Source organism: Frankia sp. AgB1.9, from assembly GCF_016786355.1.
Lineage (GTDB): Bacteria > Actinomycetota > Actinomycetes > Frankiales > Frankiaceae > Pseudofrankia.
Genome location: NZ_JADWYX010000053.1, coordinates 36,797 through 60,418, shown reverse-complemented (window position 1 = coordinate 60,418; position 23,622 = coordinate 36,797). Strand labels below are relative to the sequence as shown.

The 23,622-nt window shown below is 70.3% G+C and carries 21 protein-coding genes; 11 read left to right on the top strand and 10 right to left on the bottom strand.

Features of this window, described 5'->3' with window-relative positions:
• Positions 1-810: 810 nt before the first annotated feature.
• Positions 811-2,535: an amidohydrolase family protein gene (locus I6A60_RS21730; RefSeq protein ID WP_203015833.1), complete on the bottom strand. Its 1,725-nt coding sequence runs from the start codon at positions 2,533-2,535 to the stop codon at positions 811-813.
• Positions 2,536-2,657: 122 nt separating this feature from the next.
• On the opposite strand from I6A60_RS21730, the gene I6A60_RS21725 reads away from it, so the two are divergent.
• Together I6A60_RS21725 and I6A60_RS21720 are read left to right on the top strand one after the other, a co-directional pair.
• Positions 2,658-3,374, top strand: coding sequence for a TetR/AcrR family transcriptional regulator (locus I6A60_RS21725; RefSeq protein ID WP_203015834.1), 717 nt, complete (start codon positions 2,658-2,660; stop codon positions 3,372-3,374).
• A 26-nt stretch (positions 3,375-3,400) separates the two neighbouring features.
• Positions 3,401-4,627 carry an amidohydrolase family protein gene (locus I6A60_RS21720; RefSeq protein WP_203015836.1) on the top strand — a complete coding sequence of 409 codons (1,227 nt, stop codon included), beginning with the start codon at positions 3,401-3,403 and terminating at the stop codon, positions 4,625-4,627.
• A 251-nt stretch (positions 4,628-4,878) separates the two neighbouring features.
• Here I6A60_RS21720 and I6A60_RS21715 read toward each other — a convergent pair whose 3' ends face one another.
• Positions 4,879-5,652, bottom strand: coding sequence for a class I SAM-dependent methyltransferase (locus tag I6A60_RS21715; protein WP_203015838.1), 774 nt, complete (start codon positions 5,650-5,652; stop codon positions 4,879-4,881).
• A 378-nt stretch (positions 5,653-6,030) separates the two neighbouring features.
• On the opposite strand from I6A60_RS21715, the gene I6A60_RS21710 reads away from it, so the two are divergent.
• The gene (locus tag I6A60_RS21710) at positions 6,031-6,444 is read left to right on the top strand and encodes a nuclear transport factor 2 family protein (RefSeq protein WP_203015840.1); all 414 of its coding nucleotides are present in this window, start codon (positions 6,031-6,033) and stop codon (positions 6,442-6,444) included.
• A 193-nt stretch (positions 6,445-6,637) separates the two neighbouring features.
• Positions 6,638-7,513 carry an SDR family NAD(P)-dependent oxidoreductase gene (locus tag I6A60_RS21705; RefSeq protein ID WP_203015843.1) on the top strand — a complete coding sequence of 292 codons (876 nt, stop codon included), beginning with the start codon at positions 6,638-6,640 and terminating at the stop codon, positions 7,511-7,513.
• 42 nt (positions 7,514-7,555) lie between these two features.
• Here the strand turns inward: I6A60_RS21705 and I6A60_RS21700 are convergent, their stop codons facing one another.
• A complete protein-coding gene (locus I6A60_RS21700) occupies positions 7,556-8,218 on the bottom strand; it encodes a TetR/AcrR family transcriptional regulator (RefSeq protein WP_203015845.1) in 663 nt (220 codons plus the stop codon).
• A gap of 374 nt (positions 8,219-8,592) precedes the next feature.
• Between I6A60_RS21700 and I6A60_RS21695 the strand changes: the two genes are divergently transcribed.
• A complete protein-coding gene (locus tag I6A60_RS21695) occupies positions 8,593-10,695 on the top strand; it encodes a PKD domain-containing protein (protein ID WP_307873797.1) in 2,103 nt (700 codons plus the stop codon).
• Between the two features lie 69 nt (positions 10,696-10,764).
• On the opposite strand, the gene I6A60_RS21690 is transcribed toward I6A60_RS21695, so the two are convergent.
• Entirely contained in the window at positions 10,765-11,292 is a 528-nt protein-coding gene (locus I6A60_RS21690) for a PadR family transcriptional regulator (RefSeq protein ID WP_203015847.1), read from the bottom strand.
• A 113-nt stretch (positions 11,293-11,405) separates the two neighbouring features.
• Here I6A60_RS21690 and I6A60_RS21685 point away from each other — a divergent pair, with 113 nt between their 5' ends.
• Positions 11,406-12,242 (top strand): SDR family NAD(P)-dependent oxidoreductase, encoded by an 837-nt coding sequence (locus I6A60_RS21685; RefSeq protein ID WP_203015849.1) that lies wholly within the window; start codon positions 11,406-11,408, stop codon positions 12,240-12,242.
• A gap of 59 nt (positions 12,243-12,301) precedes the next feature.
• Here I6A60_RS21685 and I6A60_RS21680 read toward each other — a convergent pair whose 3' ends face one another.
• A complete protein-coding gene (locus tag I6A60_RS21680; protein WP_203015851.1) occupies positions 12,302-13,123 on the bottom strand; it encodes a hypothetical protein in 822 nt (273 codons plus the stop codon).
• Positions 13,120-14,859 (bottom strand): bifunctional lysylphosphatidylglycerol flippase/synthetase MprF, encoded by a 1,740-nt coding sequence (locus I6A60_RS21675; protein ID WP_203015853.1) that lies wholly within the window; start codon positions 14,857-14,859, stop codon positions 13,120-13,122. Before I6A60_RS21675 ends, I6A60_RS21680 begins: the two co-directional genes overlap by 4 nt.
• Positions 14,860-15,074: 215 nt before the next feature.
• Between I6A60_RS21675 and I6A60_RS21670 the strand changes: the two genes are divergently transcribed.
• Positions 15,075-15,824 carry a hypothetical protein gene (locus I6A60_RS21670; RefSeq protein ID WP_203015855.1) on the top strand — a complete coding sequence of 250 codons (750 nt, stop codon included), beginning with the start codon at positions 15,075-15,077 and terminating at the stop codon, positions 15,822-15,824.
• Between the two features lie 6 nt (positions 15,825-15,830).
• Here the strand turns inward: I6A60_RS21670 and I6A60_RS21665 are convergent, their stop codons facing one another.
• The 4 genes from I6A60_RS21665 to I6A60_RS21650 form a co-directional block, all read right to left on the bottom strand.
• On the bottom strand, positions 15,831-16,709 hold the full coding sequence (locus I6A60_RS21665; RefSeq protein WP_203015857.1) for a DNA-3-methyladenine glycosylase: 879 nt from the start codon (positions 16,707-16,709) through the stop codon (positions 15,831-15,833).
• Positions 16,706-17,155, bottom strand: coding sequence for a MarR family winged helix-turn-helix transcriptional regulator (locus tag I6A60_RS21660; RefSeq protein ID WP_203015859.1), 450 nt, complete (start codon positions 17,153-17,155; stop codon positions 16,706-16,708). Before I6A60_RS21660 ends, I6A60_RS21665 begins: the two co-directional genes overlap by 4 nt.
• Before the next feature lie 3 nt (positions 17,156-17,158).
• Positions 17,159-17,575, bottom strand: coding sequence for an SRPBCC family protein (locus I6A60_RS21655; protein WP_203015861.1), 417 nt, complete (start codon positions 17,573-17,575; stop codon positions 17,159-17,161).
• Positions 17,576-17,714: 139 nt separating this feature from the next.
• Positions 17,715-19,202 carry an ATP-binding protein gene (locus I6A60_RS21650; protein WP_374113382.1) on the bottom strand — a complete coding sequence of 496 codons (1,488 nt, stop codon included), beginning with the start codon at positions 19,200-19,202 and terminating at the stop codon, positions 17,715-17,717.
• 187 nt (positions 19,203-19,389) lie between these two features.
• On the opposite strand from I6A60_RS21650, the gene I6A60_RS21645 reads away from it, so the two are divergent.
• From I6A60_RS21645 to I6A60_RS21630, 4 genes are all read left to right on the top strand, one after another.
• Positions 19,390-20,496, top strand: a complete 1,107-nt coding sequence (locus I6A60_RS21645) for a SpoIIE family protein phosphatase (protein ID WP_203015865.1) — start codon at positions 19,390-19,392, stop codon at positions 20,494-20,496.
• A 258-nt stretch (positions 20,497-20,754) separates the two neighbouring features.
• Positions 20,755-22,032: a cytochrome P450 gene (locus I6A60_RS21640; protein ID WP_203015867.1), complete on the top strand. Its 1,278-nt coding sequence runs from the start codon at positions 20,755-20,757 to the stop codon at positions 22,030-22,032.
• Positions 22,032-22,253: a ferredoxin gene (locus I6A60_RS21635; RefSeq protein WP_203015869.1), complete on the top strand. Its 222-nt coding sequence runs from the start codon at positions 22,032-22,034 to the stop codon at positions 22,251-22,253. The genes I6A60_RS21640 and I6A60_RS21635 overlap by 1 nt, the downstream gene beginning before the upstream one ends.
• 220 nt (positions 22,254-22,473) lie before the next feature.
• Positions 22,474-23,616 carry a lipocalin family protein gene (locus I6A60_RS21630; protein WP_203015871.1) on the top strand — a complete coding sequence of 381 codons (1,143 nt, stop codon included), beginning with the start codon at positions 22,474-22,476 and terminating at the stop codon, positions 23,614-23,616.
• The last annotated feature ends 6 nt before the right edge of the window (positions 23,617-23,622 follow it).

The window sequence follows — 23,622 nt, the reverse complement described above, 5'->3', positions numbered from 1 at the left end:
CCCGGGGGGGGGGGCGGGGGGGGGGCCGGGGGGGGGGCCCCCGGGGGGCCCCCCCCGGGCCCCCCCCGGGGGGGGGGGGGCGCCCCCCCCCGACACCCCCCTCGCTCGCGTTCCGCGTCGCTCATCCTGGGGGGTTCGAATCCCCTCAGCTTTACCAGAGTTGCCAGTTCTCGTGATGATCTTGGTTTCGTTGGATCTCTGGGGAAAACGCTCCGTCCGGCATATCGCCGGGCGGTTTTTTTGCTGCCTCCGTTGACTTTGCTGGCTTGTTTGGCAGGGCTGGGCTGGTCCGAAAACTGTGGTCGCCCATCTCGGTTGGCCCGCGGCCATTTCACGTCGAGTCGAATCTGCGGACGCCGGATCCAGGTGGGTCGGTGCTCTCGCGTGGCCTTGATCGCGGTTTTGGCCCTGGGATGGTCGTGGCGGGGGCGTTTCTGCGACCACCCCAGGGCCCAAACGGCGATCATGACCGGTGTGGTGGCCCGCGATTCAGAGACTGGACGCTGCGCGTCGACTTCCCGATCAATGGGAGGCCTGGATCAGACTCCAGTCATACCTTGCGGTCGACCAAAGATGAGATTCACCGCCATCACGTAGGACCGGCACAAACTCCAGGCCCGAACAGGCCGGCAGGGCTCCCGTAAGGGTCTGTCGCCGAACTCCGCCCGGTCCGGTCGGCCGGACACCGCGTCGTCACGGCCGTGATCGGTCTGCGCTGGTGGCTCGCCTTTGGCACGTGTGAACCGCCGGGCTGGGCCGGCGCGTCGTCCATCACGACACGCCGGCCCTGTCTGTTTCTCAGGCCCGGGTTCAGTCCGTGCCGTGGCGCAGGAGCTTGCCCGGGGTGGCCTGGGTGCATTCGCCGTCGATGAAGGTGGTGCGGCCGTTGACGATGATGCGGTCGTAGCCGATGGCCTTCTGGATGAGGCGCCATTCGCCGGCGGGGTAGTCCCAGACTCGTTCCTGGGGGCCGCTGTCGACGGTGTCGGGGTTGTAGACGATGACGTCGGCGGGGGCGCCTTCGGCGAGGAATCCGCGGCCCTTGAGCCCGGCGGCGGTGGCGGGGTAGTACGACAGCCGCCAGTGGGCCTCTTCGAGCGACATGATCTCGTGCTCGCGGATCCAGTAGCCGAGCATCTCGGTGGGGTAGCGGGCGGTGGTGACGAACTTGGTGTGCGCGCCGCCGTCGCTGACGCCCGGCAGGGCGACAGAGGAGGTCGCGATCTCCTTCATCGACTGCGGTGGCGTCATCAGCATCGGGGTGGCGAACCCGACCCGCAGCTGGCCGGCGACCGCGACGTCGAGGAAGGCGTCGATCTCGTGCTTGTTCTCGCGTGCGGCGACCTCGCCGATGAAGAAGCCCTCGTAGCGTTCCTTGAGCTCCTGGGCGTTGGGGACGTCGCTGGAGATCCAGTGGATCTTGATGTTGGTCAGGTCGTAGCCGGCTCCGAACAGGCCGCCGCGCTCCTCGTGGACTTCCTTCATCGCGGCCCGACGGACGGGATCGGCGAACTTGACCATCTTCTCGTCGATCGTTCCCATGCAGGCTTCTTTCCAGCAGGGAATGGCGTCGGCGAGGTTGTAGTCCTCGAGGGTGAACTCGGAGACGAAGTTGGTGGTCAGCGCCTGGGCGAAGACCCGCAGGCCTTCCTGCTCGTTGTAGTACTCGAGCTGCTTGATGGCGTCGCGGTGGCTGTACTTCGCGCCGCCGTGCTGGTTGAGGGCGCCGTCGGCGAGCAGCGCGTTCCAGATGATGGCGCGGCCGCTCTCGCGGGCCATCAGCGCGGCGGCCTCAAGGGTTCCGGTGAGCTGGGCGACGCCGCGGCCGAGTGATCCCATGGCTCGGGAGAATCCGATGACCTCCCGGTCGGTCATCAGGTCGGTGACCATCGGGGTGCCGTCGAAGTCGAGCTGGACGTTGCCGATCTCGCCGTTGATCTGGGCGCTGAAGCCGCACGCGCCGGCTTCCATGCCTTCCACCAGCAGCCGGCACATCGTCTCGAGTTCGGCGTCGGTGACGCGATAGGCCTTGGCGTTGTCGACGCCGGCCACGTAGGCGTAGAGCGGGGCCAACGGGACGAAGGCCATCACGTTGACGCCCTTGGGAGCGCGGTCAACGCTGTCGAGGAACTCCGGGAAGGTCTCCCAGTCCCAGGGCATGCCGGCCTTCATGGTCTTGATCGGGACAGCCTCGTTGCGCGAGAGGCTCAGCATCGTGCGCTCGCGGTCCTCGGGCTTGCAGGGCGCGAAGCCGAAGCCGCAGTTGCCGATGACGACGCTGGTGACGCCGTGCCAGCCGGACATGGTGCACCACGGGTCCCAGAACAGCTGGCTGTCGTAGTGGGTGTGCAGGTCGACGAAGCCGGGCGCCACGATCCTTCCGGTGGCGTCGACGACCTCGGTCGCGTCGGAGGCGTCGATCCGTCCGATGGCCACGACGCGGCCGTCGGCGATCCCCACGTCGGCCTTGTAACGCGGGGTGCGAAGTCCGTCGATCACGGTTCCGCCCTTGATGACGATGTCCAGCTTCGACATTGCGTCCCCTTCCCTTGGCTGCGACGGCCCGGTACCGGCGACCCGAGTGGGCGGGGCGGCACGGAGCCTGCCGGGAAGGTAACTTACTTGTTGGGTGCCCAGCAAGGGAGTAGGGTCGGTTCATGCCATCGCGGAGCGTTCGTCGGACGCAGGTCGAGCGGCGCACTCGGTCGGAGGACGCGCTGTTGGACGCGGCCGCCGAGATGATCGCCGATCGCGGGGTGGACCGCGCGTCACTGGCCAGCATCGGTGACCGGGCCGGGGTGAGCCGCGGTCTGCCAACCCACCTCTTCGGCTCGAAGGACACCCTGGTGGCCCGGCTGGCCGCGCGGGCCCAGGAACGCATCGCGGCGCACTCGCTCGCCACGCTCGACAGGCAGTCGCGCCGGGCCGAGGAGTTGTCCGGGCTGGAAATGGTGCTGCTGACGGTCGACTGCTACCTCGAGCTGTTCGGGGAGCCGGGTTTCGACGAACGGGCCTTCCTCGTCATGTGGGGGTCGCTGTTCCCCGCCTCGTCGTCCGTGCAGGGGATGGCCGAGGCGGAACGGCACAGCCACGACTCGCTGTCCGGGGTGATCACCTCAGGCCAGCGGGACGGGTCGATCAGGGCGGACGTCGATCCGACCACCTCGGCGGTGCTGGTCCTCGGTCTGATGCGGGGCGTCGCGGGACTTCAGCTGGCCGGCACGGCGGTCGTCGACATGGCCCGCGTCCGCGACACCTGCGCCGGCTGGATCGTCTCGTCTCTGGCCACCGTCCAAGGCGCGGCAGCTGCGGGACGCGATCGCGCCCCGTCCTCGATCTTTCCGCCTCTCGGTGTGGTGCCCGACTCCCACTGAAGCCCTCGCAGAGCGAAGGAATCGCCATGACGCAACCCGCCGAGCAGATCAGCGTGTTCGACGTTGACAACCACTACTGGGAGACGAGCGACGCCTTCACCCGGCATCGCAACCCCAAATACGCCGACCGCGGCGTGCAGGTCAAGGAAGTCGACGGACAGATGCGCTACGTGGTCCGCGGCGAGCTGCATCCCTGGATCCCCGGTCCCGGCGACGTCAACCCGAGGCCTCGGCCCGGCGCGCTGTTCGACTACTTCGCCGGCAAGGGCACCAAGGCCGACGTCGCCGGCTCGCTGACCAGCGAGGACCCCGCCGACCACCCGGAGTGGTACGACCACGACGCCCGGATCAAGGTCATGGACCAGCAGGGCGTCGAAGCACTCTGGCTGTTCCCCTCTCAGGGCGTCTGCATGGAAGGCCCAATGCAGCCGGACATCGAAGCGTCGGTCGACATCTTCCGCGCCTTCAACCGCTGGATCGACGACGACTGGGGGTTCGCCTACCAGGACCGGATCTTCGCCGTGCCCTATCTGACGCTCTCGGACCTGCCCAGCGCGATCGCCGAACTCGAATGGGCCCTCGGCAGAGGAGCGCGGGTCGCGGCCCTGCGACCAGGGCCCGTGTTCACCGCGGATGGCTTCAAGTCGCCAGCGGACCCGCTCTTCGACCCGTTCTGGGCGCGCGTGGCCGAAGCCGGTCTCGTCATGACGGCCCACGCCGGTTTCGATGACGGCTACCGCGACGTCGAGGACGCGGTCGCCCGCGCCTGGGGCTACCAGAGCCGCCGTCGCCAGGGCTCGGTGTCCTCGCTGGCGTTCTACGAGCCCTTCGTGGACGCGATCATGCATCATCGCCTGATTCACGACTTCCTCGCCGCCGTCATCACGCACGGCCTCTTCGAGCGGCATCCCACCCTCCGACTGGCCAGCATCGAGAACGGCGCCACCTGGGTGCCCGAACTGGTCAGGGTGCTGCGACGGCTTCACAGCCAGAACCCGGGCATGTTCACCAGGAACCCGGTCGATCAACTCCACGAGAACGTCTGGATCGCACCCTTCGTTGAGGACAACGTCCTCGAGCTCGCGCAGCACATTCCGGTCGAACGCATCCTGTTCGGCTCCGACTGGCCGCACGCCGAAGGTGTCGCCAATCCCCGCGACTTCTTCGGGCATCTGACGGGATTCTCCCCATCGGACCAGATCAAGATCATGCGCGACAACGCGCGCGAGCTGGTTCCCACCAGCCGCCGGTGACCGCGAAGGCCCCCGTCATCTTGATCGCCGTTTTGGCCCTCGGGTGGCTGTGGAACAGACCCGGTAACGACCACCGGAGGGCCGAGACGGCGATCACCGGGACGCGGCGGTCAGGATGGCCGACCTCCAGCCGAGGGCGCTGCTGATCGGACGGCAGATTCCTCGGCGGAGCGCGAAAGATCCGGGACGGCGCGGCGGCGAAGACGTTGGCGTCGCTGGGAATCTCTCGTGGTGATGTGCGGCAACGCCACCTACAGCCGGTGGGTGCGCAATACGCCGGTCAGCATCGGGAGGGTGAACTCGCCCTGGGCCGTGTCCGGTGTGCTGGCGAGGAAGGCGCGGATCCGGTCGAGCGTGGCCTGTTGTTCCTGTGCTGGCATGACCAGCAACCCCGCGTGGGTCGCGATTTTCGAGACCAGGGATTCGGCGGTGCGGCGCTGGCCGTGTGAGAACTCGGCCTGCTCCGGCGAGCCGAACCGGGCGGCCACGCCGGTGCGCGGAAGGTAGAGGTCCGCCGTCGCCGTGCGCCAGGTGCTGAGCCTGTCACGCCGGCCAAGAGCGGCGCTCCCGCCGACCCGCGCGAGCCCGGCGACCCAGTCGACCCGGTCGTCGGTGACGTTCCACAGGCCGGCCAGGATGCCGCCGGGCGCGAGGACCCTGGCTATCTCCGGTCCCGCGACGGCCATGTCGAACCAGTGCAGGGAGTGGCCGGCCAGCACGGCGTCGACGGATCCGTCGGGCAGCGGTATCGCCTCGGCGCTGCCCGGCAGGGCGCGGACGGCCGGCAGCGCGCGGCGTAGCTCGGCCAGCATCGCCGGGTCGGGCTCGACCGCGATGACGTCGGCGCCCAGCGCGACCAGCGCGGCGGTCAGCTTGCCGGTTCCGGCGCCGAGGTCGAGCACCCGGGGGCCGGGCGCGGGCGCGAGCGCCCAACGCACCGCGTCGTGCGCGTAGTCCGGGCGGTGCTCGGCGTACGCGGTCGCGGCCGAGCCGAACGACGAGGCGAGCCGGATGTCCTGGTCCACGAGGTCATCCTATTTGCACCAGGTGTACCTCCGCAGCCAGAACGCCAGCCGCGGGTCGGGCCGGAATTCCACGGCGTTCCGACGACAGCGGCGCTGGGCGCGCGCGCCGCCCGGCCTGCGTGCGTCGCCCGCCTGCGTGCGTCGAAGTCCGCCGACTTTGACTTGCCTGTCACCTGGCAGGTAAGTTGAGCCTGCGTGATCAACATCGCGGTGGCGTCGCCGGTCCTGGCCGGCGCTGTCGCCGTCGGCGGGTGCCCGCCGGCGAGATCGTCGCCTCGCTCCCGGGGTGGTCGTGGATCGGCTTCGACAGCGACCGTCCGGGGGGCGAAACGGCGATCATGCGCGCTGGCTTCGACGAGAATAGCGGAGTGATTACCTGTGGATGACATCGAGGCGATCAAGCAGCTCAAGGCCAGGTACTGCCGATTACTCGACACGAAGGACTGGGCAGGTTATCGCCAGGTCCTCACGGATGACGTCGTCATGGACACCACGGATTCCGGCGGCGACGTCATCGCCGGCGGGGATCCCTTTCTGGACTTCCTTCGGGTCGCGCTCGCGGGCACTGTGACGGTTCACCAGTGCCATACCCCGGAGATCACCCTCACCTCGCCGTCGTCGGCCGACGGTATCTGGGCGATGGAGGATCGCGTTCGTTTCCCGGACGGGTCCGACCTGAACGGCTTCGGCCACTACCACGAGACGTATGAGAAGTCCGATGGCGCCTGGCGAATCAAATCCTCCAGGCTGACCCGGCTGCGGATGGACTTCAGCAAGCCGGAGAGCGGCTGATCCTCGCGCGCCGCCCGCGATCGTCGTCCCGGATTCCTCGACCGCGCCCAGCCGGGCGCCGCGACGGGCCGCGACCGGGCGGCGCGCGCCCTTTTCTCGCCATGGCTGTCCTCACGACCTCGGCCGCCGCCTGCCCGTAACCAGGCGGTGGCCGGCATCAGACACAGCGGCATCCAACAGCAGGGAGAACGAGATGGAATCCGAGCGGCCGGCCGCGCAGGTAGCGGTTGTCACGGGTGGAGCGTCGGGGTTCGGCCGGGCCCTGGGTGGGAGATGCGCCGCGCGTGGCCTGCGGGTCGCGCTGCTCGACCGGGACGGGGAGCGCGTCGAGACCGAGGCGGCGGCGATCACCGCGGAGCACGGAGTGGAGGCGTTCGGCCTCGGTGTCGACGTCGCGAGCGGCGAGGCGGTGCGCGCGGCGGCGGGCGCCGTCGCCGACCGGTTCGGCCGCGCGGACGTCGTCGTGTCGAACGTGGGTGTCCAGCTGTTCGGCGCGGTCGAGCGGCTAACGGACGACGAGTGGCGCTGGGTCCTGGACGTGAACGTGCTCGGCGCGGCCCGCACGGCCCAGGCGTTCCTGCCCCTTCTTCGGGCCGCCCCGCACGGACGGCTGGCGTTCACGACCTCGTCGTCTGTCCTGTCGCCGGCCGCCCGGCTGGGTGCATACCAGGCCAGCAAGTTCGCCGTCTGGGGGCTGGCGGAGACGTTGCGGCTGGAGCTCGCGCCCGACGGCATCGCGGTGTCCGTCGTCTTCCCGTCCGGGATGGCCTCACGACACCTGGAGACCAGCGCCGAGGCCCAGCCCGACCATCTGCGCCGGGCGATCGGGGAGCAGGACGACTTCGTCGCCATGGTCGCCAGCAATCCCGAGATGGTGCAGAACCCGGTCTCGCCGGACGAGGCCGCGGGCAACGTCATCGAGGCCCTGCTCGCCGGTGAGCGGTACATCGTCACGCACGGAGACCTCGTCGACCCGGTCAGGGCCCGCGGCGTCGAGCTCGACCGGGCCGCCACCGCCGCCCGCGGTCCGGTGCCGGACGCCACCCGGTCCACGGCTGCCCCTGCCTGACCGGGTGGGCGGGCGGTCTCCGAGGCCGCCGGGGACCGCCGGTCAGATGCCGTTCGGAGGCTCGATCACGGCGCGAGCCGCCTCCATCCAGTTCTGACCGGAGAGCCGGCGAAACGCCTGGACGACCATCGTGCCCAGGTCGAAGTCGGGGGAGAGCAGCCACTGGGTCGCGAGGCCGTCCCAGGTGGCCACGAACTGCCGCGCGACCTCCACCGGATCCAGGCTCGGGTGCGCCTGACCGGTCTTCTGGCGCTCGGCGACGAGGCGGCCGTAGGTCTCGACGTTGGTTCGGTACTGCCGGGTGAAGTAGTCCTCCGCCGGGTGTCCTGGCGTCGCGGCGAGGCCGGTCAGGGCGACCCGAAGCCGCAGCAGCGGTTGCCGCCTGGTCGCCGAGCGCGCGGCGTCGGCCAGGGCGTCGATGTCGAGGCCGGCCAGCCCGTCGGCCGGGCGCACCCCGTCCTGCTCGGCGTGGCGGACGGCCAGCTCCTGATCCCGTTCGAGGGCGGCGAGCAGGAGATGGTCCTTGCTCGGGTAGTGGTACAGGACCGTCGCCTCGCTGGTGGCTGCCCGTCGCGCGACCTCGGCCGTGGTCACGTTCGGGTGCCCCTTCTCGAGGACCAGGTCGAGGACCGCCTGGGCGATCTCACCGCGGCGGATGGCCGTCCGGGCGTACTGACCGCGCGGGCCGCGGGCCGTGGAAGCCATGGACCGACCCTACCGATCCTAAATCCGAGTATCTCTCAATGATCGCCAGAACTCGCCTCGTCCTCCCCTCATCCTGCGGCAGCATCCCGCCCATGGGGGGTCGAATCTAAAAGTTGACTCAGCTTTGAGGTGCGATCAGTATCGCCAGCGGGTCGACGGAGGTCGGTGGGGGCGCCTCCCAAGCTCTGGTCGGGGCCGAGGGCGGTCGTCGCCGCGCTCCCGGCCGGGCGTCCGGCGCCCCCACGTCGACCAGTGGCGATCGCGTACCAGGCCAGGCGAATGCGGGAGGAAACGTGAGACAAAGACCGGCGTTATCGGCTGGAAGCGGCAGGGGTCGCCGGGGCCGGCCCCTTCGCGCCGTTCCGGCGGCCGCGGTGCTCGTCGCGATCGCCGCGGCGACGTCCTGTTCGTCGAGCGCCGATGCCACCTCCACCTCGCCGACGACTCCCGCGCAGGTGTTGAAGAACGACGTCGGACGTCCGTTACGGATCAGCGCCGAGCCGACCGCCGGGGAGCCCTGCAAGACGGGGAGCAATGGAGGCCCCCTGGTCACCGCGTCGTGCGTCGACCCGGCGTTGGACAAGCCCTACGTGGACCTCGACGAACGCCGGACCATCACCGATCCGGCGACCAAGGTCACGGTGACCGTCCGCTACGTGCACGGCGGATTCACCGGGACGAAGGGAAAGTTCTCCTTCTACTTCCCGGACCGGTACGCCGGCCGGTTCTTCGAGTCGACCTACCCCTTGGTGACCAAGGAGGACGCCGACGCGGAGACGGTCGTCTTCGCCATCTCGACCAACTCCTACGTCGTGTCGGACAACAACGCCGGCGGACTGCCCGGCGGCGGCGCGATCGCGGGCTACGAGCTGAACGCGGCGTCCGCGAAGTTCTCCAGGCTGGTCGCGGCGCAGGTCTACGACGACACCGCCCGGCCGCGCGGCTACCTCTACGGGGCGAGCGGTGGCGCGTACCAGACCCTGGCCGCGATGGAGAACACCGACGGTGTCTATGACGGCGCCGTGCCGATGGTCCCGGGCACCTCGAACTCGCTTCCGAGCAACCTGACCGTCGAGTCGCTGGGGCTGCGGGTGCTGAAGGACAAGCTTCCCCAGATCGACGACGCGATGGAGCCAGGCGGCAGCGGCGATCCGTATGCCGGCCTCAGCGCGGAGCAGCAGGCGGTCCTGCGCGAGACGGCCCGGCTCGGCTTCCCGCTGGGCGGCTGGTGGGACTACGCGAACATGAGCCCCAACGAGGTCGCCGCCATCGGCGCTGGGGTCCGGATCATCGACCCGACCTACGTGGATGACTTCTGGACGAAGCCGGGGTACGCGGGCACCGACCCGGCGTCGTCGGTCGCGGCCGCCCGGGTCCAGGCCACCGCGACCGTGACCGGAGTCGTCGGCTCGCCGCCGACCGGTCTGGAGCTCTCCGGACTGCCGACCGGCGACCTGACCGGGGCCGACATCGACCTCACGAGCGGTGCGGCCGCCGGCAAGTCGGTCGCGCTCGGCACCGCGAGCGGCAACACCGTCACCTTTGCCCCGGACACGGACGCCACCGTGACCAGCGCGATCAAGGCCGGGGACCAGGTGCGTCTCGACAACTCCTGGTACCTCGCCCTGCAGTACTACGAGCGCTACCAGGTCCCCCCGGCCGACCAGGGCCTGTCCGCCTGGAACCAGTACGTCGACGCGAGCGGGAAGCCGCTCTACCCGCAGCGGGCGAGCCTGACCGGGCCGATCTTCGCCCAGCAGGGCAGCGGCGGCGTGCCCACCGGTAGGTTCCACGGAAAGATGATCATGTTGGCGTCGACCCTCGACGTCCTGGCCTTCCCGTGGTCCGCCGACTGGTACCGCCAGCAGGTCAAGGCCTTCCTCGGCTCGGACGCGGATGCCAGCTACCGCCTGTGGTACATGGACAACGCCGCGCACACCCCGCCGGAGACGAAGGCCGCCGGCGCGCACATCGTCAGCTACGACGGTGAGCTCCAGCAGGCGCTGCTCGACCTCGACGCCTGGGTCACGCGGGGGACCGCGCCGCCCGCGACGACCGGCTACACGATCGACAAGGACACCCAGATCCACGTCGCGGCCACCGCCGCCGAGCGCGGGGGCGTCCAGCCCGTCGTCAGCCTGACCGTCACCAAGGTCGGGAAGAACAAGGTCAAGCCGGCTGTCCGCGCGGACGCCAAGGCCGGCGAGGCCGTCACCCTCACCGTGGCCGCGCAGGAACCACCGGGCGGCGGGAAGATCACCAGGGTCGAGTGGGACTTCGGCGGCACCGGCGACTTCGCCGACAGCTCCCGGCTGGACAAGGCCGACAGCACCGTGCGGCTGACCGTCAGCCACGCCTTCACCAAACCCGGGACCTATTTCGCCGTCGTCCGCGTCACCTCGCAGCAGCAGGGCGACGCCAAGGCGGCCTACACCCTGGTCCAGAACCTCGGCCGCGTCCGAGTCGTCGTCAGGTAGGTACGCCCTGACCTGACGAGAAGGACCGCGCGACGTCGCGGTTCGTGGCACCGAGCCGCGAACCGCGACTCACGCGGTTGGACTGGACTCCCCGACCCAGGTCGACCACTCGGCGAGGGTGTCGTTGAGGCGGATGCCGGCCTCGGCGGCGATGCGCAGCGACCGCACCTGCGGGCTGTCGCCGAACTCGCCGCGGTCCTTCGCCGCGGCCAGCTGGCGCAGCCGGTCGGCGAGGGAACGGTAGTAGGCCGCCTCCCGCTCGAGGTGGGCGGCGAGCTCGTCGGGGTTCATCAGCCAGAAGAAGACCGACCGCAGCAGCGGCTCCAGACGCAGGGTGTGGTCCACCTCCACCTCGGTGAGCCAGCGGCGCACCTCGGCCACGCCGGCCTCGGTGGCACGGTACGCCTTGCGGCCGCGTGGCCCCTGCGACTCGACCTCGATCAGGCCGTCCCCTTCGAGCCGCCGCAGCTCGCTGTAGATCTGCGGGTGTCCCGCCGGCCACACCGAGCCGAGCAGCTCCTCGAAGCGCCTCGTCAGGTCCCACCCGCTGGCGGGCTGTTCGGCCAGCAACCCGATCAGTGCGTGTCTCAGTGACATGGCGCGACTTCCTGTCTGAATTGACATGTCGTTCTTGACAGGTCGATCGTCGTCCGCCACGCTCGAAGCACATGTTGATTGTGACATGTCGAGGCTAGAAGGGATGGATGGGAATGAGCGACGTCGGCGCACGCAACGTCTTCCTCACCGGTGCCGCCTCCGGCATCGGGGCGGCCACGACCCGGCAGCTGGCTGCTGCCGGCTATCGCGTCTTCGCGGGCGTCCACCAGGACCCCGGTGGCCTGGCCGAGATCGCCGGGGTGGTGCCCGTCCCACTCGATGTCACGGATCCCGTGAGCGTCGCCGCGGCGGCTGACCAGGTCGCGCGGGCGGTCGGCGAGGAAGGTGTCCAGGCGGTCGTCAACAACGCCGGCGTGATCGTGCAGGGTCCGCTGGAACTGGTTCCACCGGCCGAGCTGCGCCGCCAGTTCGAGGTCAACACCTTCGGCCCGGCCTACGTCATCCAGATGTTCCTGCCGCTGGTCCGCGCGGGCCACGGGCGGATCGTCAACATCATCGCTCCGACCGCCCGGGTTCCGGTGCCGTTCCTGGCTCCTATCGGCGCGAGCAAGGCCGCGCTGGCGTCACTGTCCGACGCGCTGCGCGGCGAGCTGGCCACCTGGGGGATTCCGGTGTGCGTGGTGGATCCCGGCGGGACGGACACGCCGATCTTCGCCAGAGCCGCGGCCGCGTCGCAGACCACCCTCGCCGCGACCGACCCGGCCCGGGCCGGTCTCTACCGGCCCCAGCTGGCGGCCACCGAACAGGCATTCGCGAAGCAGCGGCTCGGCCCGCCCGACCGGATTGCCCAGGCCGTGGTCAAGGCCGTCACGACGTCCCGGCCGCGGCGCACTTACCACGTCGGCACCGGTGTCGCGCTGTTCGGAGTTCTGGCCCACCTTCCGGCGGGGCTCCGCGACCGGATCGTGCGCGCCGCGTTCGGCCTTTAGCGCCCGTGCCGGGGCATCCTCGATCCCGTCGCCGGGCCGGGAGTGCCGCACCGACGGTGCTACGGGGTGACGCTCAGCGGGGTTTCCACGGTGTCGGTTCTGGACAGCAGGAGGGTCGCGCTGAGCACGGCGAGCAGTGACAGCACCAGGGCGGGCCACCAGCCTGGGCGCACCGTGTCGCCCAGCACCGACAGGCCGACGACGGCGGGGACGACGACCTCGACCGACCAGAGCGTCGCGGTCACGGCGGTGACCTCGCCCCGCTCCAGCGCCTGGGCATACGCGTAGGTTCCCGCCACGCCATACAGCAGGACGGCGTAGGCCAGCGGTTGCTCCAGCAATTGGGGGAATCCTGTCGAGTGGCCCTGCAGGGCGCGGGCACCGAGGGCCGCGCCGGAGTAGGCCAGCCCGGCCAGGAGCGCCAGGCCCACGGGTCTGGCGTTCCTGGCCAGGAACGCCAGCACCAGCAGCGCCACCGCGGCGACGAGAAGGCCCAGGCGGACAGCTCCGCTCGTCGTCGGGGCCGGCTGATGACCACCGCAACCGGCCAGCACGACCAGCGCCACGACGAGCACCCCGACCGAGACGGCGGCCGAGCGCCGCAGCGGCACCCGCAGCACGACGTGGCCCAGCACAGCGGTGACGGCGAGCGAGCCGGCCAGGACAGACTGGACGACGAACAGCGGCAGGTGCCGCAACGCCAGCAACGACAGCAGCCAGGCGATGCCGTCGAAGGCCAGCCCGACGAGGTAGGCCGGGCGTCGCAGCAGATCGGTGACCGCCGCGCCGCGGCCGGCCGCCTGGGCCTGCAGCACGCTGCTGGTGCCGTAGAGGACGGCCGCCGCGCAGGCGGCGGCCAGCGACCAGACGAATCCGATCACGAACCGCTGCCGCCGGACAGGAAACGGCCGATGACGGGAATCTCGTCGACTCCTTCGGCTTCGGCGATGGTGAGGCCCTGGATGGCAGAATGCTCCACCGCGTCGAGCAGGACGTAGCGGGGTCGCCATTCGGGCCGGTATTTCTCGTTGAAGTGCCAGAGTGACTCGATCTGGGCGTGTTCGGACAGCCGGTGCAGCGCGTTCTGCAGCAGGGCCGTGCCCCGCCCCGGGCTCTCGTCGGCCAGGATGGCCCGCAGGATCGCGAAGTTGAGGCCCAGGCCGTGCTCGCCCCGCTCACGCAGGTGGATCGCGGTGGCGATCACCATGAAGTCGGTGACGCCGTTCGGGGTGTCGGGATCCGCCGAGCGGCGCATCACGTCCAGCGACCAGCCGTCGATGTCGCTCGACGGCACCCACTGGATGAATCCCAGCGCGGCGCCCGCCGGGTCGTGCGCGACGGTCAGCAGCAGCCCGGTGTCGAGCGGGTCGAACAGCCGGGACAGGGTCATCGAGAACCCGCGTTCGGCTTCGCCGTGCCGGGTGTCGCCGGCCAGGCCGGTCAGCGCCGCGGCGAGTTCCGGGCCGAGCCGCGCGGGGTCGTGGAAGCTGACCGTGCAGCCGGCCTTCGTGAGCCGGTTGTGCGCGCCGCGCAGGCTCTTCATCGTCCGGCCTTCGAGGGTGAACGCCTCGCAGTCCAGGATCGCCTCGTCGCCCAGGTAGACCGGCCGCAGGCCGATCTCCTCGTAGCGGGGCAGCCAGTCACGGGAGGCGCCGACGACCGCCAGCGACCAGCCGTTCCGCTCGGCGTAGTCGCTGAAGTCCGCCCAGACCTGCTCCCGGTCCCCGACCGGGCCGATCGGGTCGGGGGAGACCAGACAGACCCCGTTGCGCACCGCGAACGCGACCACGCTGCCGCCGCTGAACATCCACTGCTTGTCGTCCCGCAGAGCGAAATACGCCAGGGTGTCGCCCCCGTGGGCGGCGACGACCGCCCGGGCCCGCTCCCGGTCGGCCAGGTGCGCGGACTGGCTGCGCGACACCGGCAGCCGGGGGGAGAGGACCAGCCAGCCGACGATGATCAGAATCGCCAGCCCGGCGCTGGTGAGCGCCGGGGTCACGAACGTTCCGGCCGGCAGCGGCGCGTGGTCGTCGCCGGCCAGCCGCTCGACGACCGCGCGTGCCGACTCACCCGCGTGCTGATGGCCGCCGACCGCCCAGACGAAGCCGATGGCGGCGACGATGGTCACGACCGCGCCGGAACCGGCCAGCACGAGGGCCCGGCGCACCGTGGCGGCGTTGGGCCGGACCGGGAAGGCCGCGCGTTGCCACCACAGCAGGCCGGCGACCAGGAGGTTCACGACGGCCACCTCGACCTGGAGGCCGCGCAGCAGGTGCAGCGCAGCCGACCCCACCAGAGCGGCCTCCGCACCGAGGAGCGCGAGGCGCTGGCCACGGCGCAGACCGCGCCCGAGCAGGCACAGCGCGGCGGCGACCAGGACCAGCGCCGCCCCGGCGGTCTGCGGCAGCTCGACGGGGACCACGTCGACGAGGGCGACGAGCCGACCCTGGGGAGCGGGCAGCAGCGCGGTCGCGACGTCCAGCGCGGCGACCGCCACGGCCCCCAGCGCGGCCAGCCGCCGGACCCGCTCGCGCTGCCGGCGTCCGGCGGCCAGGGTGCTGCCCCCCTGGAGCCGGGGCAGCGTCGCGCCCGGAAGGTGCGTGTCGACGTCGACCACTCCGTCCGCCCCCTGCCTTTCGAAAGAGGCCTTGGACCGGGTCCCTGGAGTCACATGAATATCGACCGTCCGCCCTGATCGCAAACGCGCGCCCGAGGGTGAACCGGCAAACTCCGCGCCTGGCAGAATGCGTGCCTGACAGACTGTGCGCCTGACAGACCGCGCGCCTGGGAGACTGTGTGCCTGGGAGACTGTGTGCCTGACAGAATGCGCGCATGGACTGGTCCTGGCTCGCCGGCTCCTATCATGACCAGATAATCAGAACCGGGCGCCAGCCGTTGTTGCTCCTGCTCGTCGGCCTGGTCGGCGGATTCCTGTTCATCAGGACATCGGCCCGGCTTATCCGGGCGAATGTCCGCTGGTGGCCCGGAAACATCTCGGCCGGTGGCGTACACGTGCATCATGAGTTCTTCGGTGTGCTCATGATGCTGGTGGCCGGCACGGTCGGTTTCGGGACGAGTGGGGCCGGTCCGTGGCGGGACATCCTGGCGCTCGTCTTCGGGATCGGCGCCGGTCTCGTTCTCGACGAGTTCGCGCTGCTGCTGCACCTGCAGGACGTCTACTGGACCAAGGAGGGACGGTCCTCCGTCGACGCCGTCATCGTCGCCACAGCGCTGACCGGGCTCTTCCTGGTCCGCGCGGCGCCTTTCGGCCTGGCCGACATCAGTGGCGACGAGCGCTCCGCCCGCTGGTCGCTGGTCGGGCTCGTGCTGTTCAACCTTTCCCTCACCGTACTGACCGCGATCAAGGGGAAACCCTGGATGGCGATGTTCAGCGTCTTCGTGACCGTCCTGGGGATCTGGGGCGCCACCCGACTCGCCGCTCCGCGCAGCCCGTGGGCGCGGCGTCGCTACGACCCGCCGAAGCTCGCCCGGGCCACCCGGCGGGCCGAGCGCTGGAACAGCCGACGGGAGCGCGCGTTCTCCCTCATCGCCGGCGCCGAAGGCCCCGATGCCCCCTCGTAGCGGCGGTCAGGCGAGCTCGGCGGTGGCGTGTGCGCGCAACAGCAGGGTGACCCAGCTGCGGAACGGCGCCCACCGCTGGGCCAGCTGGCTGAGCTGGTCGAGCTCCGGGCTGTCGAGGCGGTAGGCGTTCGCCATCGCCTGGTGCAGCCGGCGCTCGTGGCCGGGGAAGACATCGGGATGGCCGGCGCCGCGGATGAGGACCAGCTCGGCGGAGAAGGGCCCGATCCCGGGCAGCGCCTGCAGGTGCCGCAACGCCTCCTCGGTCGGCAGCGCCCGCAGCGTGGCGGCGTCGAGCTCACCGTCGAGCGCGGCCTGCGCGACGGCGCGCAGCCGGCCCACCTTCAGCTCGGACAGGCCGGGCAGCCCGTCGACGGTCCGCAGCGTGGCGGGGGTGGGGAAGGCCGCGATCGGCTGCCCGGCGACGGTGATCGTGTCACCGTGCTCGCGGGCGATGGACGCCTTGAGCCGAGCGGCCTGGGCCATCCGGATCCGGTGGCCGATGATCGTCCAGCAGGCCGCCTCGTAGGGCGAGGGGAAACAGACCGGGCGCAGCCCGAAATGACGGGTGGCCAGGCCGGCGGCCACCGGGTCGGCGGCCACGCAGTCGGGAAAGGCGGCGCCGTCGACGTCCAGGGACAGGATGCGGGCCACCTGCGCCCGGACGGCGGCCCGGTCAGCGTCGCCGGTGAGGTCGGCGTGGACGGTGCCGTCCGGAGCCTGGCGGATCGCGGCGCCGGCGCTGGTGTGGCCGTCGTCGGCCGGGAAGGCCAGCCGGAGCACGTCGTCGGGCGCCGCGTCGTAGCTGGCAGGCGTGAATCCCTCCAGGAACCGGGTACCGGCCGCCAGCGAGAACGGCCCCCGGGGGGTGATCGTGATCGTGGTCATCGCGTCGTGTCTCCTCGGTCGTCGCGGCGGGCGAGCTGATGCAGCGTCGTGAGCAGCCCGGCGGGGTCGGGCACGGTCCGGAAGAACTCGGCGTCGACCTGCTCCACGGCGGCGATCGCCCGCTGGGCCAGGTCGGCGCCGCGCTCGGTGACCCGCAGCTTTCGGGCCCGGGTGTCGGTCGGGTCGACCTCGCGCACCAGCAGGGCCTTGGCTTCGAGCTTGCGCAGCACCTGTGAGGTCATCTTCACGTCGGTGCCGGCCTGGACCGCCACGCTGAGCTGGTTCGGCTCCCCGCCATGGGAGTTCATCCACCAGGTCGTCGCGAGCAGCACGAACTGCACGTGGGTGAGGTCCAGCGGAGCCAGCGCGGCGGCGATCTCACGCTGCCAGCGCAGCGTGACGTGCCACAGCAGGAATCCGGGGCTGTCGTCCGGGTTTGCCGGCACGGCCTAGCGCTCCGCGCGGGCCACCAGCGCGGCGACCACCTCTGGGAAGTCGGCCGTGATCGCCGGGCCGAGCTGCGGGCCCACCTGGTCGGCGGCCGCACCGGTGATCTCGGTCCGGTAGACCACCCGGGTCCGGCCGCCGTCGACCCGCTCCAGCCGGTGCTCGGTACGCACGACGAAGTCGCCGGCGTCCATCTCGTCGGTGAACAGCTCGCCCCGCACGATCTCGACGAGGCGCATCTCGATGGGGTCGTCACCGGGCGGGGTCATCGTGAAGCGCGTACCGACGGCGAACGGGCCACCGACCTCGATCTTCTCGATGCCCTCGTTCCACTCCGGCCACGCCGCCATGTCGGACCAGTGACGCCAGAGCGCCTCCGGCGTGGCGGTGGTCTCGACGCTGTGCTCGTACTCCCACATGGCGCTTTCCCTTCGGTCAGATGCTCTGCGAGAAGATTATCTGCGCGAAGACTATCTGGCAAGACCTCGCCCCGGACAAATCCACGACGAGACCCGGGCCGAGCTCGACCACGCTCGCTGCTGGTCGCCCGGCCGCTGGTCAGACTGCCTCGTAGAGGTCCGCCGGACCTACCAGTGTGAGGTCGGGCACGTCATCGGAGGCTCTGACCAGCTGGTCACTGAAGCCGGCCGCGCTGAAGCAGGCTAGCCGGGCCGTCGTGGCGCCGGGGCGGCCCTGGGCGCTCAGCAGCTCGCGGATCCGCCGAAGCCGGTCGAGGTGGGCGAGGCCCATCGTGTCGCCCCATTTGGCCTCGCCGATCATCAGCAGGCGCTCCTGTGCGTGGTCGTCGTCGTAGCCGAAGGCGACGACGTCGAGTTGGTGGCTCGTCCGGGCGGACGGGTCGTTCACGACCCCCGAGGTGACCCGGCTGACGAGCGCGGCGCCGAACTGTTCCGGCGTGGCATGGCGCGCAGTCCAGTCTCGGCAGACCTGCTCGAAATGGGGGCCCAGGACGTTGCCCACGAACCGCCGTTGGCCGATCCGCCACAGCTGGGCGACGCGGCGGTCGCCGCGTGCGTGCTCCAGATCAGACCACATGGGCCGCATCACGGCGTGGTAAAAGGTCACCAGCGGCTCGGCGATCCGGAACTGGGTGCGGTTGTCGCGAAACGCGTCGGGCTCGCGGGTGATCAGTCCACAGTCGGACAGCACGGTCAGCGGGTGCGCGAGGTCGCCTGACTTCCGACCGAGGTAGGACGCGATCCCACCGCGTGACGCGTTCCCCTCCGCGATCGCCGCGAGAACCGAGTGGTACAGCGCGGTGTCCCGGAGGTCTGGCTCGTCGGCGAGCAGATACCGACCCTCACGAAAGAGCGCGCTGGTGGGCGAGAGCACCGTGCGGGTCACCCAGGCGTCGAAGTCGTCCGGACCGGCCGGAATGTCGTCCCGCACGAACTCGCGGCGGTAGGCCGGAGTCCCGCCCACGATCGCGTGAACCTTCAGGGCTGTGACGGGGTCGTCGACGCCCCAGAACTGGGCTGCGTGCTGGTAGTCCAGCGTCGGGACGATGAGTTCGAGACCGGCTCGCCCGCGCAGGGGCGCGCTGCCCGCGAGCAGGCCGCCCATAAATGACATCGCGGACCCGCACAGCAGAAGCCGGGTCCGGCTGTCGTCCCGCTCGGCACGCCGTGGCGCCAGCACATTCTGGACGATGGACGGCAGCCGCGGGTTGGCCCGGACAAGGTACGGGAACTCGTCGATGACGACCGGGACCGGGCGATCATGGCCCAGGGCGAGCAGCGAGTCGAGCACTGGGTACCAGTCGTCGAACACCAGTGGTGCCGGTGCGCCCAACCAGTCGGCCAGCGCGGAGCCGATCCGGCGCAGCGACTCGCCGTCTGTCGCCTCGTCCGCCCCGAAGAAGAACCCGCCGGCGGCCTCACAGAGCGCGCGCAGCAAGAACGTCTTGCCCTGCCGACGTCGCCCGGACACGACTCCCAGGGTCGCGCCGGCGGCTTCGTCGGTGGTGAACCGGGTCAGCGCGTTCCACTCGAACTCTCGGTCGAACATGTCCAGCGGCCGGGTCAACGTGCTCAAGCGGTTACTCCATCCCTGTTTACATAGGCGTAGTTACCATAACTGTACTTACAACAGGCGCCGCCTCGTCTGCCGCGCTCGGCCTGCCCTGTCCGCCAGACGGTGACTTTCGGTTACCGCTGGTTACGCCCTGGCGCGTCGCACGACCTAGGCTGTGGCGCGGAGAGAGGCGGGGACGATGGCGAACCGGTTCGAGGCGATGGGGCCGGGGACCGGCTGGGAGCTTGCGCAGGCCGGTGATCTCGCGCAGGACGACGCCGAAGTCGGGATCTGGGACCGTGACGTGCTCGGCGGGCGGCTGACCTGGGACAGGCGCACCGCCGAGCTGCACGGCGTCCGGCTGGAGGACTTCGGCGGCACGATGGACGACTTCTACGCCACCATCCACCCCGACGATCTCCCGAAGGTCCAGGAGGCCGTGGAGACGGCGATCGCGGAGCACGGCTCCTACCTGTCGGAGTACCGGGTGGCCCGCCCGGACGGGTCCCAGGCGTGGATCCAGGGGATCGGGCGGGTCGTGGCCAACACGGGCGGCCGATCCGCCCGGGTGATCGGCCTCGTCGTCGACGTGACCTGGCGGCGCGCGATGGTCGACATCCTGCAGCGCGCCATCCTGCCGCAGACCCTGCCGCAGCTGTTCGGCATCGACCTGGTCGCCCGCTACCTGCCGGCCGCCCGCGATGCCGGGATCGGCGGCGACTGGTACGACGCCAACGTCCTCCCGGACGGCGCGATCCTGCTGGTGGTCGGCGACGTCGCCGGCCATGGCCTGCCTGCGGTCGCCGCGATGGCCGAGCTACGCCACGCCGCCCGTGCCTACGCGCTCGCGGGCTACTCGCCGGCGGGCATCACCACCCAGCTGTCGGCGAACCTCGCGCCCGACCCGGACGCCACCACGGCGACCGCCGTCGTCGCCCACCTGGACCCGGCCACCCATCGGCTCACCTGGTCCTGCGCGGGGCACCCGCCGCCGCTGCTGGTGACCGGCTCGGACGTCCACTACCTCGACGACGTCCACGGCCCCCTGCTCGGCGTCGACCCGACGCTCTCCTACGGGCAGACCGCGCTCAGCGTGCCGCCCGACGCCCGGCTCCTGCTCTACACCGACGGGCTGGTCGAACGACGGGACGCCTCCCTCACCGACCGGCTGGACATCCTCGCCGACGTCGCCGCCGACCACGCTCGCCTGGGGCTCGGCGATCTCTGTGACGGCATCCTGGCCGACGTCGCCGGCGACGTGGACCGGGAGGACGACGTCTGTCTCCTCGCCGTCCAGGCGCCCTGAGGTCGTCCGCGCTGACCGGCCGTCGGCGGATCCCCGTCAGGTCTTGAAACCTGAGGACATCCTCATCTATCTTCCCTGACGGGGAGGAGGCGCTGTCTACAGCGAACAGTCGGGGACGCTCGCCGGGCAGGCACCCGCCCCCTGAGAACCAGGTTCTCGCTGCTGAGTGGTGAACGAGGGCCGCGGACTGGCGCGCCGTCAGCGACCGCCCGTCTCGCGGCCGAGCGTGATATCCAAACGACTTCCAGGGGGAAGAGCATGACTCCCGCCACCGTCGCCGGCCGGGTCGAGATCGACCTGTCGGTGTACAACCCGTTCGACGTCGAGTCGGTCCGGGACCCCTACCCGTCCGTCGAGCGGCTCCTGGCGGACTATCCGGTCGCCTTCCATAAGGACCTCAACGCCTGGCTGGTGTCGCCACACGACCTCGTGGCCGAGATCCTGCGCGACCCCCGTTACAGCACCCGGTTCGCCGACTGGAAGGACGCTCCGGCGCCCAAGGCCGAGGCGGAGTGGAACCTCTACGACAAGCTGCAGTCGCTCGCGCTGCCGGTCGTCGCGCCGGCCGAGCACATGCGCCTGCGCCGGCTGACCGCGCCGGCCTTCTCCCGCCGGGTGATGGACCGGATCGAGGAAAGGATTCGCGACGCCGTCGTCGGGATCTTCGACGAGATCGAGAACCCGGCCGAGTTCAACGTCGCCACCGAGATCGCGGCGAAGGTTCCGATCCGCGCGATCGCCCGGATGGTCGGGGTGCCGCCGGAGGCCGAGACGCTCTTCGAGCACGGGCTCGGCTGGAACCTGGTCCGTGCCCAGAACCCGATGTACGCGGCGCAGGACCGCCAGCGCTACATCGAGGGCACCCTGCCCGGCCTGCAGTACCTGCTCGACATCGTCGCCGAGCGCCGTGCCGCCGCCGGCGTGGCGGGCACGGACGACGCCGACGCCGACTTCATCGGCACGCTGCTCGCGACCGAGATCGACGGCGAGCGGCTGACCGACTGGGAGATCGTCACACTGATCACCGCGTTGGTGACGGCCGGCGCCGACACCGCCGTCGACCTGCACACGACCGTGATCCGTGCCCTGCTCCTGCACCCCGACCAGCGCGCGATCCTGCGGGCCCGCCCCGAGCTGACGGAGGGCGCGATCCTGGAGGTGCTGCGCTGGTCCGGGCACGGGAAGTTCGGCGGCTTCCCCCGATTCCCGCTGGAGGACATCGAGGTCGGCGGGCAACTGCTCGAAAAGGGCTCGTTCGTGATGCCCATGTTTGCGCCCGCGTGGCTGGACCCGGCGAAATGGCCCGAGCCGCGCCGGTTCGACGTCACCCGCAACCACGCCGGGAACATCATCTTCGGCGCCGGCCCGCACCTGTGCATCGGCCTGAACCTGGTGAAGGCCCAGGGCCGGCTGGTGATCGAGGAGTTCGAGCGCCGTTTCGGCGAGCGGGCCGAGATCGTCGGGGACGTCGAGTACGACCCGACCCATTTCAACGCCCGGCGGATGACCAACCTGACCGTCCGGACGGCCGCGTGATGACCGGCTCGCGCGACGCCACCAGGGAATGGCGGGTCGAGGTCGACCGCAGCCGGTGCCTGGGCACCGGAGCGTGCGTCTACGCGGCGCCCTCGATCTTCGACCTCGTCGACGGGGTCGCGACGGTGATCGGACCGGTCGACGGGACCGACGAGGCCCTGGCCGACATCGTGGCCGAATGCCCGACCGAGGCGTTGCGCCTCGTACCCGGTGATGGCTGAGGCCGTCGCGAGACGGGCCGCCGGTCTGACCAGCGCGTAACGCGGCGACCCGCTGGGCGGGTTGGCAGGTTCGCCGCGACACAACAGGTTTCCGCGACGTCGACCTGGGCGGCGCGGATAAGCCGGCCGACGCGGTTCTGGGCGTTCAGCCGGTCCTCTCAGGCCGCGGGGCCGAGTCGTGCCGCGCGGTCTCGGCCCACTGTTGCCAGGAGGCAGCACCATGCAACTGATCCGCCGTTCACACGTCGACAGGCGTCGACACAGACGACTCGCGACGTTCTTAGGCGCGTTGTGTGTCCCGTTCCTTCTTGTCTTAGCGTCGACGGGGGCCTCGGCAGCCGCGCCGGTGTCGCTGCCGGCCGATGAGGTGCCGCATCCGTCGTCACCCATGGAATGGTGGTACTTCACCGGCCACCTCCAGGGAACCGACGCCTTCGGCGGGCACCACGAGTACGGGTTCGAAGAGACGATCATTCGCCTGGACGCGCTGGGCACCGCCCCGACGGCGACGGCCTACGACGGTCAGCTCGCGATCAGTGACATCACTCGGGGCACCTTCAAGCAGAACATGTCGATGTTCTCGCTCCAGCCCGACGTCATCCCGTCCGGCGGCGGCTTCAACAACACGGTCGGCACGATCCACATGGACGGCAAGAACGGGGTCAACCACCTCTCCGGTGGCTTCGCAGACCTCAGCTACTCGTCCATCAACCTGACGTTGAGCCAGTCCACTCCGACCGCCCTGCACGGTAACGCCGGCATCATCCCCTACGGTCCCTTCGGGCAGTCCGCCTACTATTCGCAGACGAATCTCAAGGCCAAGGGCACGCTGTTCGACCACGGCCTGCTGGTCAACGTGACCGGTATTGCCTGGCAGGACCACCAGTGGGGCCAGTTCGCCCCCGGCACCGGCGGCTGGGACTGGTACAGCATCCAGCTGTCGAACAACACGCAGTACATGCTCTACTTCATCAAGGACGCGAACCAGCAGATCGTCCAGACGGTCGGCACCCTGGTCCATGCTGACGGCAGCACGACCAACCTCGACCCGACCTTGATCAGCGAGACGGCGCTTGGCACCTGGACCAGCCCGCATACCGGACACGTGTTCGACCAGAAATGGAAGGTCAACCTGCCCGGCGGCTCGTTGACAATCACTCCGCAGCTCGCTGACCAGGAACTCTACGTGCCAGTCGTGGCGAACTCGACGACCGGCTCGTACTGGGAAGGCTCCTCCAACGTCACCGGCACCATTGACGGCCAGGCTGTGACCGGACAGTCCTACGTCGAGCTCACGCCGACGTTCGCCATGTTCACGAAGGGCTTCATCTTCGACGCGATCAAGCAGGCGCTCGGACTGTAGCCCCTG

Excerpts from the sequence above, each read along its gene's own strand:
- I6A60_RS21655 (WP_203015861.1), bottom strand. The coding sequence starts at position 17,575 with ATGTGGGAGTACGAGCACAGCGTCGAGACCACCGCCACGCCGGAGGCG.
- I6A60_RS21640 (WP_203015867.1), top strand. The coding sequence starts at position 20,755 with ATGACTCCCGCCACCGTCGCCGGCCGGGTCGAGATCGACCTGTCGGTG.
- I6A60_RS21730 (WP_203015833.1), bottom strand. The coding sequence starts at position 2,535 with ATGTCGAAGCTGGACATCGTCATCAAGGGCGGAACCGTGATCGACGGA.
- I6A60_RS21685 (WP_203015849.1), top strand. The coding sequence starts at position 11,406 with ATGAGCGACGTCGGCGCACGCAACGTCTTCCTCACCGGTGCCGCCTCC.
- I6A60_RS21700 (WP_203015845.1), bottom strand. The coding sequence starts at position 8,218 with ATGGCTTCCACGGCCCGCGGCCCGCGCGGTCAGTACGCCCGGACGGCC.
- I6A60_RS21690 (WP_203015847.1), bottom strand. The coding sequence starts at position 11,292 with ATGTCACTGAGACACGCACTGATCGGGTTGCTGGCCGAACAGCCCGCC.
- I6A60_RS21670 (WP_203015855.1), top strand. The coding sequence starts at position 15,075 with ATGGACTGGTCCTGGCTCGCCGGCTCCTATCATGACCAGATAATCAGA.
- I6A60_RS21705 (WP_203015843.1), top strand. The coding sequence starts at position 6,638 with ATGGAATCCGAGCGGCCGGCCGCGCAGGTAGCGGTTGTCACGGGTGGA.
- I6A60_RS21720 (WP_203015836.1), top strand. The coding sequence starts at position 3,401 with ATGACGCAACCCGCCGAGCAGATCAGCGTGTTCGACGTTGACAACCAC.
- I6A60_RS21630 (WP_203015871.1), top strand. The coding sequence starts at position 22,474 with ATGCAACTGATCCGCCGTTCACACGTCGACAGGCGTCGACACAGACGA.
- I6A60_RS21725 (WP_203015834.1), top strand. The coding sequence starts at position 2,658 with ATGCCATCGCGGAGCGTTCGTCGGACGCAGGTCGAGCGGCGCACTCGG.
- I6A60_RS21635 (WP_203015869.1), top strand. The coding sequence starts at position 22,032 with ATGACCGGCTCGCGCGACGCCACCAGGGAATGGCGGGTCGAGGTCGAC.
- I6A60_RS21645 (WP_203015865.1), top strand. The coding sequence starts at position 19,390 with ATGGCGAACCGGTTCGAGGCGATGGGGCCGGGGACCGGCTGGGAGCTT.
- I6A60_RS21665 (WP_203015857.1), bottom strand. The coding sequence starts at position 16,709 with ATGACCACGATCACGATCACCCCCCGGGGGCCGTTCTCGCTGGCGGCC.